13 protein-coding genes are annotated in these 13,770 nt (G+C 63.6%); 6 read left to right on the top strand and 7 right to left on the bottom strand.

The features are described 5' to 3' along the window. Positions 1–4: 4 nt before the first annotated feature. Together tsaE and C4Q27_RS14445 are read right to left on the bottom strand one after the other, a co-directional pair. Positions 5–478 (bottom strand): tRNA (adenosine(37)-N6)-threonylcarbamoyltransferase complex ATPase subunit type 1 TsaE, encoded by a 474-nt coding sequence (tsaE, locus tag C4Q27_RS14450; RefSeq protein ID WP_003249523.1) that lies wholly within the window; start codon positions 476–478, stop codon positions 5–7. Next, positions 466–1,326, bottom strand: a complete 861-nt coding sequence (locus C4Q27_RS14445; RefSeq protein WP_104886984.1) for an NAD(P)H-hydrate dehydratase — start codon at positions 1,324–1,326, stop codon at positions 466–468. The genes tsaE and C4Q27_RS14445 overlap by 13 nt, the downstream gene beginning before the upstream one ends. Positions 1,327–1,391: 65 nt before the next feature. Here C4Q27_RS14445 and queG point away from each other — a divergent pair, with 65 nt between their 5' ends. Further along, positions 1,392–2,456, top strand: a complete 1,065-nt coding sequence (gene queG / locus C4Q27_RS14440; protein WP_014754621.1) for a tRNA epoxyqueuosine(34) reductase QueG — start codon at positions 1,392–1,394, stop codon at positions 2,454–2,456. Positions 2,457–2,596: 140 nt separating this feature from the next. Here the strand turns inward: queG and C4Q27_RS14435 are convergent, their stop codons facing one another. Both C4Q27_RS14435 and orn read right to left on the bottom strand, forming a co-directional pair. Next, on the bottom strand, positions 2,597–3,208 hold the full coding sequence (locus C4Q27_RS14435) for a trimeric intracellular cation channel family protein (RefSeq protein ID WP_020193322.1): 612 nt from the start codon (positions 3,206–3,208) through the stop codon (positions 2,597–2,599). Positions 3,209–3,299: 91 nt separating this feature from the next. Further along, entirely contained in the window at positions 3,300–3,842 is a 543-nt protein-coding gene (orn, locus tag C4Q27_RS14430; protein ID WP_003249514.1) for an oligoribonuclease, read from the bottom strand. Positions 3,843–3,994: 152 nt separating this feature from the next. Here orn and rsgA point away from each other — a divergent pair, with 152 nt between their 5' ends. After that, positions 3,995–5,026 carry a small ribosomal subunit biogenesis GTPase RsgA gene (rsgA, locus tag C4Q27_RS14425; RefSeq protein WP_003249512.1) on the top strand — a complete coding sequence of 344 codons (1,032 nt, stop codon included), beginning with the start codon at positions 3,995–3,997 and terminating at the stop codon, positions 5,024–5,026. 307 nt (positions 5,027–5,333) lie between these two features. Here rsgA and motB read toward each other — a convergent pair whose 3' ends face one another. Together motB and motA are read right to left on the bottom strand one after the other, a co-directional pair. Continuing rightward, entirely contained in the window at positions 5,334–6,374 is a 1,041-nt protein-coding gene (gene motB, locus C4Q27_RS14420) for a flagellar motor protein MotB (RefSeq protein WP_064491492.1), read from the bottom strand. Between the two features lie 3 nt (positions 6,375–6,377). Further along, a complete protein-coding gene (motA, locus tag C4Q27_RS14415; protein ID WP_003249507.1) occupies positions 6,378–7,229 on the bottom strand; it encodes a flagellar motor stator protein MotA in 852 nt (283 codons plus the stop codon). A gap of 130 nt (positions 7,230–7,359) precedes the next feature. Here motA and C4Q27_RS14410 point away from each other — a divergent pair, with 130 nt between their 5' ends. Genes C4Q27_RS14410 through asd form a run of 3 tightly spaced genes read left to right on the top strand, consistent with a single transcriptional unit; the run spans position 7,360 to position 10,622 of the window. Beyond that, entirely contained in the window at positions 7,360–8,895 is a 1,536-nt protein-coding gene (locus C4Q27_RS14410; protein ID WP_104886983.1) for an HDOD domain-containing protein, read from the top strand. A gap of 44 nt (positions 8,896–8,939) precedes the next feature. Continuing rightward, the gene (locus C4Q27_RS29810) at positions 8,940–9,749 is read left to right on the top strand and encodes a rhodanese-like domain-containing protein (RefSeq protein ID WP_256600082.1); all 810 of its coding nucleotides are present in this window, start codon (positions 8,940–8,942) and stop codon (positions 9,747–9,749) included. Between the two features lie 9 nt (positions 9,750–9,758). After that, positions 9,759–10,622: an archaetidylserine decarboxylase gene (gene asd / locus C4Q27_RS29805; RefSeq protein ID WP_232968720.1), complete on the top strand. Its 864-nt coding sequence runs from the start codon at positions 9,759–9,761 to the stop codon at positions 10,620–10,622. Between the two features lie 75 nt (positions 10,623–10,697). Here asd and serB read toward each other — a convergent pair whose 3' ends face one another. Next, a complete protein-coding gene (serB, locus tag C4Q27_RS14400; protein WP_019437570.1) occupies positions 10,698–11,912 on the bottom strand; it encodes a phosphoserine phosphatase SerB in 1,215 nt (404 codons plus the stop codon). Between the two features lie 134 nt (positions 11,913–12,046). On the opposite strand from serB, the gene C4Q27_RS14395 reads away from it, so the two are divergent. Next, the gene (locus tag C4Q27_RS14395; protein WP_064491489.1) at positions 12,047–13,504 is read left to right on the top strand and encodes an AhpA/YtjB family protein; all 1,458 of its coding nucleotides are present in this window, start codon (positions 12,047–12,049) and stop codon (positions 13,502–13,504) included. Positions 13,505–13,770 lie beyond the last annotated feature (266 nt).

Raw genomic sequence — 13,770 nt, 5'->3', positions numbered from 1 at the left:
CCACTTACTGTTTATAGTGTTCGGCCAGTGCCACGCACCAAGCCTCGCCGCGAGCCCCCTGCGGCGAAAGGTTCAGCGAGCGTCCACTCGCTTGGGGGCTTATGGTAATGGTCAGGTCAGGCTTTGGCAAAACGCCCGCACCCTTTTGTGGCCATTCGAACAGGCACAGCGGGTCGCCCTCGAAATAGTCACGAATGCCCATGAACTCAAGCTCCTCCGGGTCGACCAGGCGATACAGGTCGAAGTGAAAGGCTCGGACCTCGCCGATTTCATAGGGTTCGACCACGGTGAACGTCGGGCTTTTCACAGCACCAGTATGGCCCAGACCACGGATCAGGCCACGCGACAGGGTAGTTTTACCCGCGCCCAGGTCGCCCTCGAGGAAAATCACGCCGCGACCGCCGGTCACCTCAGCCAGTGCTGCACCGAATTTGACCGTGGCCTCTTCATCGGCCAGAAACAGATTTAAGCCAGACACGCAGAATGCTCCTCCAACAACTCACGAATGGCCGGCGCCAGATCACTGGCCGCCAGGCCTCTACCTTTTTTCCCAAGACGCTCGCCGGCACAGGCGTGCAGCCACGCCCCCAGACAGCCCGCGCCCCAGGCATCCAGGCCTTGGGCCAACAGGGCTGCCAGCACCCCCGTCAGCACATCGCCCAGGCCGGCGCCGGCCATCGCCGGATGCCCGCGCTCGCACAACGCCAGCTGCCCGCTCGGGGCTGCCACCAGTGTGCCGGCACCCTTGAGCACACAGACGCTGTTATAACGGCGCGCCAGCTTGCGCGCGGCACCAGGGCGGTCGGCCTGCACCGCCTCGGTGGCAATCCCCAGCAGCCGTGCCGCCTCCCCCGGGTGCGGAGTAAGGATGCTGCCACTGGGCAGGGCCAGCGGGGTTCGCGCCAGCAAATTCAAGGCATCGGCATCCCACACTTGCGGCCGCTCGGCATTGGCTACCGCCGACAACAGGCTGCGGCCCCACGCCGCCTGCCCCAGGCCGGGCCCGACTACCAGCACCGAGGCGCGCTCCAGCACGCCCATCAGCTGGTTGGCCGAACAGACACCCAGGCACATGACTTCGGGCAAGCGCGCCAGGCTGGCCGACACGTGCTCGGGCCGGGTTGCCACGCTGACCAGCCCGGCGCCGCAACGCAGGGCGGCTTCGGCACTGAGCAACACAGCGCCTCCGGTACCCAGGTCGCCCCCGACCACCAGTACATGGCCAAAGTCGCCTTTGTGGGCATGCGCCTGCCGTGGCGGCAGGCGGGCAACCGTCACGCTGCTGAGCAATTGTGGGGCATTACTGGGGTGTTTGGTCTGCGGCATGGGGTCAAAGGCTCCAATGTCTGGCAGAATTATACGCACCTGAGCCCGTATTGCCTTGCCCATCCATGTCCGCCTCTACACCTGACCTCGCCCAACTGGCCCAATCGATCAAGATTTGGGGCCAGGAACTCGGTTTTGCCCATGTTGGCATCGCCGGGGTCGACCTTGGCGAACACGAACACCACCTGCAGCGTTGGCTCGACGCCGGTTATCAGGGTGAAATGGAATACCTGGGCGCCCACGGCAGCAAAAGGTCACATCCCGACCAGCTGATCCCCGGCACGGTACGCGTGGTCTCGCTACGTATGGACTACCTGCCCGGCGACACGCAGATGGCGCAGCGCCTGGCCCAGCCCGAGAAGGCCTACGTGTCACGCTACGCGCTTGGCCGGGACTACCACAAGCTGGTGCGCAAGCGCGTGCAGTTCCTCGCCGACCGCATCCAGGAAGCCATCGGCCCGTTCGGCTACCGCGCCTTCGTGGACAGCGCCCCGGTACTGGAAAAAGCCTTGGCCGAACAGGCCGGGCTGGGTTGGATCGGCAAGAACACGCTGCTGCTCAACCGCAAGGCGGGCAGCTACTTCTTCCTTGCCGAACTGTTCGTCGACCTGCCGTTGCCGGTGGACGAAGCCACCACCAGCGAGCACTGCGGGCGTTGCCAGGCCTGCCTGGACATCTGCCCGACACAAGCGTTTGTCGGGCCCTATGTGCTGGATGCGCGACGCTGCATCTCGTACCTGACCATCGAGCTGAGGGGCGCGATCCCTGTCGAGTTACGCGCAAAGATGGGCAACCGGGTATTCGGTTGCGACGACTGCCAGATCGTCTGCCCCTGGAACCGCTTTGCCAAGCACAGCCAGGAGCAGGACTTCCAGCCACGGCACGGGCTGGAAAATACCGACCTGGCGGCGATGTTCCTATGGGATGAACGCACCTTCCTGCGCAAGACCGAGGGCGGGCCTTTGCGGCGGGCGGGGTACGAGCGGTTCTTGCGCAACCTGGCGGTGGGGTTGGGCAATGCGCCCTCCACGATTCCGGTGATCGAGGCGCTGAAGGCCCGGCGTGACGATGAATCGGAATTGGTGCGCGAGCATGTGGAGTGGGCGCTGGCCCGACACGGAGCTCAATAGCGACCAGCCTCAGAGCATGCGCCATCCTTGTGGGAGCGGGCGCGCCCGCGAAGCAGGCAACACAGGGAATGGCACCGGCTTCGCCGGTGTTCGCGGGCACGCCCGCTCCCACAAGGGCCCTGTTGCGCTTGTAAATTGCGTCACTGCTGGTCGTTGTAGTGGAACTTAGGCATTTCCCAGTGGAAGCGTATCGCCAACAGGCGCAACAGGAAGCCGCCAAACAGAGTCAGCAACATCGCCTGCTCCGCCGGCACCTTGAAATACACGCATCCCAGATAGAACCAGGCCGCCGCAAATGACACGCTGGCATACAGCTCACGGCGGAACACCAGCGGGATGTCGTTGCAGAAGATATCCCGCAGGATCCCGCCAAACACCCCGGTGATCACCCCGCTGATCGACGCCACCAGCATGCCCTGCCCCATCTCCAGCGCCGTCATGCAACCTATCAGGGTAAACGCCACCAGCCCCAGGGCATCGAGCACCAGGAACAGCGAGCGAAGGCGGCGCATCATTGGCGCGATGAAAATGGTCAGCAGCGCCGCAAAACTGGTCAGCACCAGGTACTCAGGGTGCTTCACCCAGGTCAGCGGATAATGCCCGAGCAGCACATCACGCACCGAGCCGCCCCCAAGCGCAGTGACGCAGGCGATCAGCACCACGCCAAACCAGTCCATGCCGCGACGCCCGGCAGACAGCGCGCCAGTCATGGCTTCGGCGGTAATGGCGATAAGGTAGAGCATCAACAACATGGTGCGGGTCCGTGCAGGAAAGGCGCGCAGTCTAACCAGTTGCCCAGGGCACCAAAAGGGGGCGCAGATACAATATCTGCGCCAATTCGACTCACAGCTTGATGAAGTGCTCGCGATAGTGACGCAGTTCGGCGATCGATTCGCGGATATCGTCCAGCGCCAGGTGGGTATTGCCCTTCTTGAAGCTGTCACGCACGTCCGGCGCCCAGCGCGCGGCCAGTTCCTTGAGGGTGGAGACATCCAGGTTGCGGTAGTGGAAGTAGTTTTCCAGGTTGCGCATGTGGCGGTAGAGGAAACGACGATCCTGGCAGATGCTGTTGCCGCAGATCGGCGACTTGCCTTTAGGCACCCACTGCTCGAGGAAGGCGATGGTCTGTGCCTCGGCTTCGGCCATGCTGACCTTGCTCTCGCGTACGCGCTGGGTCAGCCCCGAAGCACCATGGGTGCGGGTGTTCCACTCGTCCATGCGCGCCAGCACTTCGTCACTGTGGTGGATGGCGATCACAGGCCCTTCGGCCAAGGTATTGAGCTCGCTGTCGGTGACGATGGTGGCCATTTCGATGATGACGTCGCTGTCCGGATCCAGGCCGGTCATTTCCAGGTCGATCCAGATCAGGTTCTGTGGGTTTTGCATGCAGGGGCTCCTCATATAGGCGGTCATATTAGCCTAGTGGCCAAGGCACGCCCATTCACGGCATAAAGCTGAGCAGAATAGTCCAGCGGCGGGCGTGCTAAACTGCCTGCCGTTTTCAATGCCCCACGCCGGGCCTCTCTTACGGTACCTTCATGGCCAAACGCCAGCTCAATCGCCGCCAAAACTGGCGGATCGAAAAAATCCAGGGCGAGCGCGCCGCTCGCGCGGCCAAACGCGAGCAGCATGCACTGCAGGAACTGGAAGGTGGCGACCTGGGGCCGGAGCAACTGGGCCTGGTGATCGCGCACTTCGGCGTGCAGGTAGAAGTTGAAGCTCAGGATGGCGAAACCGCAGGCCAGGTGTTCCGCTGCCATTTGCGCGCCAACCTGCCAGCACTGGTCACCGGCGACCGTGTCGTGTGGCGTGCGGGTAACCAGGGCATCGGCGTGATCGTGGCGCAGATGCCGCGCAGCACCGAGCTGTGCCGGCCGAACAATCATGGTCAACTCAAGCCGGTGGCAGCCAACGTCGACCTGATCGTGATCGTGTTCGCCCCGGCGCCGGAGCCGCACCCGAACCTGATCGACCGCTATCTGGTAGCAGCCGAGCACGCCGGCCTGCGCCCGCTGCTGCTGCTGAACAAAGCCGACCTGATCAACGACGAGAACGGCCCCGGCCTGCATGCGCTGCTGGAGGTCTACCGCGAACTGGGCTACCCGCTGCTGGAAGTTTCGGCACACCACGGCGATGGCATGCAGCGCCTGCAGCAGCAACTCGACGGCCATATCAGCGTGTTCGTCGGCCAGTCGGGGGTGGGCAAGTCGTCGCTGGTCAACAGCCTGCTGCCAGACGCCGGCACCCGCGTCGGCGACTTGTCGGAATGGTCAGGCCAGGGTACCCACACCACCACCACGGCGCGGCTGTACCACTTCCCCAACGGCGGCGACCTGATCGACTCGCCGGGTATCCGCGAGTTCGGCCTTGGCCATGTCAGCCGCGACGACGTGGAGGATGGCTTCATCGAGTTCCGCGACCTGTTCGGCACCTGCCGCTTCCGCGACTGCAAGCATGACCGCGAACCGGGCTGCGCGCTGCTCAAGGCACTGGAAGAGGGGCGCATCAAGCCGCAGCGCATGAACAGCTACCGCTCGATCATCGCCAGCCTGGCAGAAGACAGCTACTGAAACGCTCGAATTGAAAGTTGCCGCGATCCCTTGTAGGAGCGGGTTTACCCGCGAATACGGTGGCGACTGCAACGGTGAACGGCAGGTGGAAATTGGCCAGCAGGTCCGGCCCTTTCGCGGGTGAACCTGCTCCTACGACGGCCTGCGCCCAATCACCGATGCGTATGTAGGAGCGGCTTTGGCCGCGAACACCGGCAACGCCGGTGCCATTCACCGCGCTGGAGGCTTCGCAGGTAAACCCGCTCCTACAGTGATCGCGCCAACGTTCAGGTGTTGGGTAGCACAGGTGCCCACACAGAAAAGCCGCTTACTGCTCCTTGGCTTCATCCATCTTCAGCGTGCCATCTTCAAAAATGTTCAGCTTCTGGCGCAGCTCGCGCGGTTGCATCGGTGGCTGTTCAGTTGCCTCTGGGGCAGCCGGTGCCGAAGCCCCTGGCGCTGCACCACTGGCTGGCGCTGCAGGAGCAGTTGGCGCATCTGGCGGTGTTTCCGGCGCACCCTGCTCACCTTCGATATTGCGCTGGGCTTTCTTGGTCAGCACGATGATGTCGATACGGCGGTTGACCGGGTTGAACGGGTCCTTGCGGTCGAACAGTGACGACGAGGCGTACCCCACCACCCGTGCCACCTGGCCGTCCGGGTAACCACCCGCCACCAGGGCGCGCCGCGCGGCGTTGGCGCGGTTGGCCGACAGCTCCCAGTTACCGTACTCGCCAGTGCCGGCATACGGCTTGGCATCGGTATGGCCGCTGATGCTGATCTTGTTCGGCACCGCCTTGATGGTGTCGGCCATGGCCAGCAGGATATCTTCGAAGTAGGGCTGCAGGCGCGCGCTACCGATGTCGAACATCGGTCGGTTCTCGGCATCCATGATCTGGATACGCAGGCCGTCCTGAGTGATCTCGAACAGGATCTGGTCCTTGAACTTCTGCAGCTGCGGGTTCTCTTCCACCTTGTTCTGCAGTTCCTGCAGCAACAGCTCCAGACGCTCGCGCTCGACCTGCTCGGCCATGGTCTCGACCTGGTCCTTGCTCAGCTGAGTGGGGGACTGCTGCGTCGGCTCGGTCTTCACTTCCGGATTGATGGTTTTGTCCGGCGCCATCTCCGGTGAACCACCCAGGTCGATGACATAAGGCGTGCCACTCTCGGAGAAACCGATAGGGTCCTGGAAGTAGCCAGCAATGGCGATCTTCTGCTCAGGCGTGGCCGTGGACAACAGCCACAGCACCAGGAAGAACGCCATCATCGCCGTGGCGAAGTCGGCAAAGGCGATTTTCCAGGCGCCACCATGGTGGCCGCCGCCAAAGCGCTTGACGCGCTTGACGATGATGGGCTGATTGTTCTCCATGACTCAGCGACCGCGAACCGCTTGTTCCAGTTCGGCGAAGCTTGGGCGGTGCTTGGGGTACAGCACCTTGCGCCCGAACTCGACCGCCAGCGAAGGTGGCATGCCCGACGCCGAGGCCACCAGCGAAGCCTTGATCGATTCGTAGAGGTTCAGTTCTTCCTTGGCATCGTGCTCCAGGCACTTGGCCAAAGGGCCGAAGAAACCGTAAGCCGCCAGAATACCGAAGAAGGTACCCACCAGCGCCGCACCTACGTGCATGCCGATGGCCGCCTGGTCGCCATCGCCCAGCGAGGCCATGGTCACCACGATACCCAGTACCGCCGCAACGATACCGAAGCCGGGCATACCGTCGGCGATGCCGGTCACCGCGTGGGACGGGTGCTCCAGCTCTTCCTTCATGCTCAGCAGCTCCATGTCGAACAGGCCCTCGAGCTCGTGCGGGGCCATGTTGCCGGTGGACATGATGCGCAGGTAGTCGCAGACGAACGCGGTCATGCGCTCATCGGCCAGTACCGTCGGGTACTTGGCGAAGATCGGGCTGGCAGCGGCGTCCTCGATGTCGGCCTCGATGGCCATCATGCCTTCGCGACGGCTCTTGTTGAGGATTTCGTAAACGAGGCCCAGCACCTCCAGGTAGAAGGCATGGCTGAAGCGCGAGCCGAACATCTTCATCGACTTCTTGATGACGTGCATGGTCATGTGGCCAGGGTTGGCCTGCAGGAATGCACCAAAGGCCGCACCGCCGATGATCAGTACTTCGAACGGCTGGATAAGCGCTGCGATCTTGCCGTGGGAGAGCACGTAGCCGCCGAGCACGCTCGCGAATACGACGATGATGCCGATAATTTTAGCCATAGGTTCAAAGCACTTGCTGTCGTGGTCAGGGTAAGAGACGGGAGCTTTAAAACTCTTCTTCTACTTATCGGCAGAACTGCGCCAGACTATAGCCACTCAATGCGAAAAGCCAGTTCGGACTGATGTCAAAATGCCAATTGAAACCAAGGTGCCCACTCAGGCCCCGCGTACGCTAGAGGCCTGGGTAAAGCTGCTCGAGAGTGTTCGCATCCCCGTGCCGAAGCACAGCTACGACCGGGTCATGGCTGCCATCCACGATAGCCGCCGCTCGCTGCGCGACATCGCCGAACTGATACAGGATAGCCCGGCACTGGTGCTGTCAGTGATGCGCGAAGCCAATCACCCCACCAATGCCAGCCTCGCCGAACCCGCCGAAAGCCTGGAAGTCGCCCTCAACCGCCTGGGCCTGGAGCGCAGCGAGCAGCTTCTCAAACGCCTGCCGGCACTGCCCGTGGAGGAAATTCCGCCGGTATTGTGCCAGTTCCAGATGATCAGCCAGCATGCGGCACAGCAGGCCAGCGGCCTGTTCGCCAGCCGTCTGGCACGGCTGTGGCAAGAGATTCACTGGGGCAGCCTGCTGTTCCTGTCGCCACTCTGGCCACTGGCACTGGCCTACCCCAAGCTGCTCGACACCTGGGAGCTGCGGGTTATCCACAAAGGTGAAGACGCCGCCCACGTCGAGGAAGAACTGTTTGGCGTGCGCATCATGGCGCTGTGCCAGACCATGGCCGAGTATTGGCGCCTGCCCCAGTGGGTCACCCAGGGTTATCGCCTGCTGCTGGAAGAGCGCGAGCAACTGGCCCAGGTGCTGAATATCGCCCGCGACGAAGACCTGCTCAGCCAGCAACACCGCATGGATGCCGAGCCCGGCCTACGGCGCTGGTTCAATCAGCCGGCCAATACCGTACTGCTGGCCAACAACCTGGCCCTGGCGGCACAGGTCGGCTGGGACAACCCGCACCTGCTGCGCTGGCAACTGCTGACGGCGCTGTACCTGCAAACCTCGCTGGAAGACGTGCAGCAGCAAGTGCACCAGCAGGCTGCCGCCAGCGCCCGCCGCCACGCCCGGCATGCCCTGTTCCACCCGGCCGAGGCCTTGATCTGGCCGTGGCACCAACGCCGCCCTCACCCGGACATGCTGGCCCCGCCACCGCCCAGCAGCGACGACCTGGCACGCTGGCGCACGCTGTGCCAGCACCTGCTGGCCCAACCCAGCCCGTTCACCAACACCGTGCACCTGGCCACGCAGGCCCGTGAGGCCCTGCTGGCCTGCGGCATGCAACGCATCATGCTGCTTAGCCTGGACAAGGCCAGTGACTACCTGCGCGTGCAGCAAATTGCCGGCCTGCCCAAGGAGGCCGGTGCCCTGGCCCTGCAGGTATCGCAGAACAAGCTGCTGCAAAAGCTGCTGAGTCAGGCCGGGCAGCTGCGCATCACACCGGAAAACCACAGCCAGTTCTCGGCGCTTTTGCCCGCCCCGCTGCGCACCTTGTTCCGCAGCGAACATGTACTGCTTCGCTCGCTGGCTGCGAACGACCAGGTGCTGATGCTGCTGGTGGCCGACCAGGGCTGCCGGCCTTTGGCCGATATCAGCGTGCAAGCCTTCGGCAAGACCGCGCAATGCATCGAGCGGGCCTTGTCGGTGTTTACCAACCGCAAGGGTTGAGCCTTGCGCTACAATCGCCCCTCTTTCCACACTGGAGACCGTGGATGACCGACTTTTCCGGCCTGCCCCTGGTGATCGAAGCTGCAGACCTGCTGCCACGCCTGGATTCGCCGCAACTGATCCTGGTCGACCTGAGCAGCGCCAACCGCTATGTCAGCGGGCATATCCCCGGCGCGCGCTTTGTCGAAGGCAAGCGCACCCAGCTCGGCCAGCCACCGGCGCCCGGCCTGCTGCCAGCCCTGGGCGAGCTCGAAAAACTGTTCAGCGAACTCGGCCACCGCGCCGATGCCGTGTATGTGGTGTACGACGATGAAGGCGGCAGCTGGGCCGGGCGCTTCATCTGGCTGCTCGATGTCATCGGCCACAAGCGCTACCACTACCTCAATGGCGGTATCCAGGCCTGGCCTGCAGACAAACTGTCCACCGAAGTGCCTGCCATTGGCAACGCCCCGGTGCAACTGCACATAGACAGCGCACCCACTGCCACCCGCGAGTACCTGCAAAGCCGCCTGGGCGCCGATGACCTGGTCATCTGGGACGCGCGCGGCCCGCAGGAATTCAGCGGCGAAAAAGTGCTGGCAGCCAAAGGCGGCCACATCCCCGGCGCGATCAACTTCGAGTGGACCGCCGGCATGGACCTCAACGACCACCTGCGCATTCGTCAGGACATCAAACAAGTCCTCGAGCAACTGGGCATCACCCCTGACAAGGAGGTGATCACCCACTGCCAGACCCACCGCCGCTCCGGTTTCACTTACCTGGTGGCCAAGGCCCTCGGCTACCCACGCGTCAAGGCCTACGCCGGCTCGTGGAGCGAATGGGGCAACCACCCGGACACGCCTGTAGAAGTCTAAGGAACCTGCATGAAATCCCGTCTGTTCATCATCAGCCAGTACCTGCTGCCGCACCACCTGCTGTCGCGGCTGGCCGGCTGCATCGCCGAGTGCCGCGTGCGCTGGTTCAAGAACGCCTTCACCGCATGGTTCGCCAAGCGCTACCAGGTCAACATGAGCGAGGCTCTGGTCGAAGACCTGAGTGCTTACGAGCACTTCAATGCGTTCTTCACCCGCGCCCTGAAACCTGGTGCCCGTCCGCTGGACGAAACCCCGGGCGCCATCCTGTGCCCGGCCGACGGCGCGGTCAGCCAGCTCGGCCCGATCGAGCACGGCCGTATCTTCCAGGCCAAAGGCCACGGTTTCAGCGCGCAAGAGCTGCTGGGCGGTGATCCGGCCATGGCCGCGCCGTTCATGGGCGGTGAGTTTGCCACCATCTACCTGTCGCCCAAGGACTACCACCGCGTGCACATGCCGCTGGCCGGCACCCTGCGCGAAATGGTCTATGTGCCGGGCCGCCTGTTCTCGGTCAACCAGACCACCGCAGAGAATGTTCCCGAGCTGTTCGCTCGCAACGAGCGCGTGGTCTGCCTGTTCGATACAGAGCGTGGGCCAATGGCTGTGGTACTGGTCGGCGCGATGATCGTCGCCTCGATCGAAACGGTATGGGCCGGGCTGGTCACGCCGCCCAAACGTGAGCTGAAGACCTTCCGTTACGACGAAGCCAGCCGCACGCCGATCCACCTGGAGAAAGGTGCCGAACTAGGCCGCTTCAAGCTGGGTTCGACCGCCATCGTGCTGTTCGGGCCGGAGCAGGTGAAGTGGGCTGAGAGCCTGGGTGCGGGCTCTGCAGTTCGCATGGGGCAGCAACTGGCGGCGCCTGCGCAGACTTGATTCGAGCCATATGAAAAGGCCCTGCATATGCAGGGCCTTTTTCGTTGGGCCGCCTTGCGGCCCCGGATTCACGGATCAGCCGCGGGCGTCGCGATCACGCAGGCCCAGCAGGTACAGCACCCCGTCCAGCCCCAAGGTGGAAATCGCCTGCTTGGCCGACTGGCGCACCAGCGGCTTGGCACGAAACGCCACGCCCAACCCGGCCAGCGACAGCATCGGCAGGTCATTGGCGCCATCGCCCACGGCGATGGTCTGCTCCAGTTGCAAGCCTTCGTCACTGGCCAGCTTCTTCAACAAATCGGCCTTGCGCTGGGCATCGACAATCGGCTCAACAGCCACGCCCGTCACCTTGCCATCGACCACTTCAAGTTCGTTGGCGAACACATAGTCGATACCCAGGCGCGCCTGCACCTGACGGGCGAAGTAGGTAAAGCCACCGGACAGAATCGCGGTCTTGTATCCCAGGCGCTTGAGCTCGGCAAACAGGTTCTCGGCACCCTCGGTCAGGCGCAGCGATGCCCCGATCTCGTCCAGCACCCCCACATCCAGGCCCTTGAGCAGTGCCATGCGCTCTTTGAAGCTGGCGCGGAAGTCCAGTTCACCGCGCATGGCGCGCTCGGTGATCGCCGCCACCTGCTCCCCCACACCCGCCGCCTTGGCCAGTTCGTCGATGACTTCGGCCTCGATCAGCGTGGAGTCCATGTCGAACACCGCCAGGCGGCGGTTGCGGCGGAACAGATCGTCCTTCTGGAAGGCGATGTCGACGCTCAGCTCTTCAGCCAGGGCAAAGAAGTCGGCACGCAGGGCCTGGGCATCGCTCGGCACGCCGCGCACGGAGATCTCGACGGCTGCCTTGCCCTTGTCGATTTCGGCATCCAGTGCCACCCGGGCCGACAGGCGCTCGATACGCTCGATGGTCAGGCCGTACTGGCTGATCACCGCACTCACCCGCTGCAGCTGCTCGGGTGTGATCTTGCGGCTGAGCAGGGTAACGATGTGTCGCGCTTCGCCATGCCCATCGGCCCAATGCTGGTAGTCCGCCTCGGAAATCGGCGTATAACGGGCCTGCAGGTTCAGTTCGTGGGCTTTGGCCTGCACGCTTTGCAACAGCGCGGTAGCCACTTCGTTGTCCGGGATGTCGACCAGGATGCCAAACGACAAGGTGCCGTGCATGACCGCCAGGCCGATGTCGAGGATACTCACACCGCCCTGCAGCAGGACGCCGGTGATAGCCGCAGTGAGACCGGGACGGTCCTCACCGGTGATGTTGATCAGGACGATTTCGCGCACAACCTGGCTCCGACTTCGATGAAAAATGCGCATTCTACCGATTTTCCATGACCATCGGGCGCCAACGATACTTTGCCGACAAAACCCGGCTCGCTATACTCCCCCCACTTTCATGCCATTAAGAGCCGAGCTCTGTGAACCGGCCCACGCCAGTCAAACCAGACAATTTCTTCCTGATGATCTATCGCGCCCTGAGTCAACGTCGCGTGCCGCTGGCACTGCGCATCGCCTGCACCAACATTTTCCTGGTGGCGCTGGCGCTGGTGATCTACGCCTGCGTGATGGGCCTGCAGTTCAAGCAGGCCATGCATGAGCAGGCCGATGCCTTGGGCCAGAGCCTGACCACCCAGACTGCAACATCGGCCACCGAGCTGCTGGTGTCCAACGACATCCTCAGCCTCAACGTGCTACTGGGCAACCTGGTTAAAAACCCGCTGGTGGCCCATGCGGCAATCTACAGCGTGGATAACCGCATCCTCGCCGAAGCAGGCCAGCGCCCGCGCAACAGCCTGCTGGGCGAGGCCGAAGGCCTGTACCAGACCAAAATCACGTTCCAGGACGTGACGGCCGGACAGCTGCGCATAAGTCTGGACATGAGCCAGTTCCAGCAGCCGATGCTGATCAGCCTGCAGAGCATGGGCATTCTGGCCGCCATCCTGCTTACCCTGGCCTTGGCCCTCAGCTTGCGTCAGGGTCGCTTCATCACCCTGCCACTGCTGCAACTGCGGGTATGGCTGCGCGACCCGCAGCCCTATACCCCGGCCACCGACCGCCAGGACGAGATTGGCGACATCGCCCGCCAGCTGCATGCACGCCTGGCCCCGCCTCCGCCCCCGGAGCCGGAGCCCGAGGAAGAAGACGACGAGCAGTTCGACGACCTGCCCGCAGTTGCCCCGGCACCCAAGGCCGCACCGCGCGCCAAGGTTGCCCTGGAAGACGAGGATGACGACGAAGCCTTCGCCGGCCTGCTGGACGACGACACTGCCCCCAAAGCCGCCGCAGAGGTCGAGTCCGACGAGCCGCAGTACAGCGCCGTGCTTGCCGTGCAACTGGGCTCGCAGGAGCAACTGCGTCGCCTGCCACGCACACGCCTGGCCGAGCTGACCGAGCGCTACCGTGATTGCCTGGAGCACGCGGCCTCGCTCTACGACGGCGAAACGCACACGCTGAACGACGGCAGCACCCTGGTGCTGTTCCACAGCCGCGAGTGTGGCGAGGATTACCTGACCAACGCCATTTGCTGTGGCGAACTGTTGCGCGCCCTGGGCCACGCCCTGCAGATCGAGGTAGCTGACAGCGGCATTACCCTGCAACTGCAGCTAGGCCTGGTCTTGGGCAACGACCTGCATGGGCTGGAACTGGTTGACCTGCTGATGGCCGAGAAGGTCCAGGATGCCCTGGCGTTGTCGCAGCACAGCCGCAACCTGTTGCTGGTGGAGCGGCAGATCAACGATGACGCCCTGATCCGCCAGCGTGCACGTATTCGCCCGATCGCCAGCCCCGAAGGCGCCTGCTGTGTGGAGCGACTGATGGAGCCCTACCCGTCAATGCTGGAACGGCAACTGGCGCGCATGCATGAGCACCGCGCCTGACAGGTAGACGCGACATCTACAGCGCATGTCTTGAGCCAGGCTGGTTTCCTTGCGATCACCTGCCTGGCGCAAGATCCAGCCAATAGCGCAAACCCCCGGTAGGAGCGGGTTTACCCGCGAATACGGTAGCGGCGGCAACGGTGAACGGCGGGTAGAAATTGGCCAGCAGGGCCGGCCTCTTCGCGGGTAAACCCGCTCCTACACGGCGGCCTGTGCCCAACCCCCGATGTGTGTCCACCCCCGATCCGGTGTAGGAGCGGGTTTAC

This window comes from Pseudomonas sp. SWI36 (assembly GCF_002948105.1).
GTDB classification, from domain to species: Bacteria; Pseudomonadota; Gammaproteobacteria; order Pseudomonadales; family Pseudomonadaceae; genus Aquipseudomonas; species Aquipseudomonas alloputida.
Note: the sequence above shows the minus strand (reverse complement) of the source record. Positions and strands in the feature narration are given on the sequence as shown.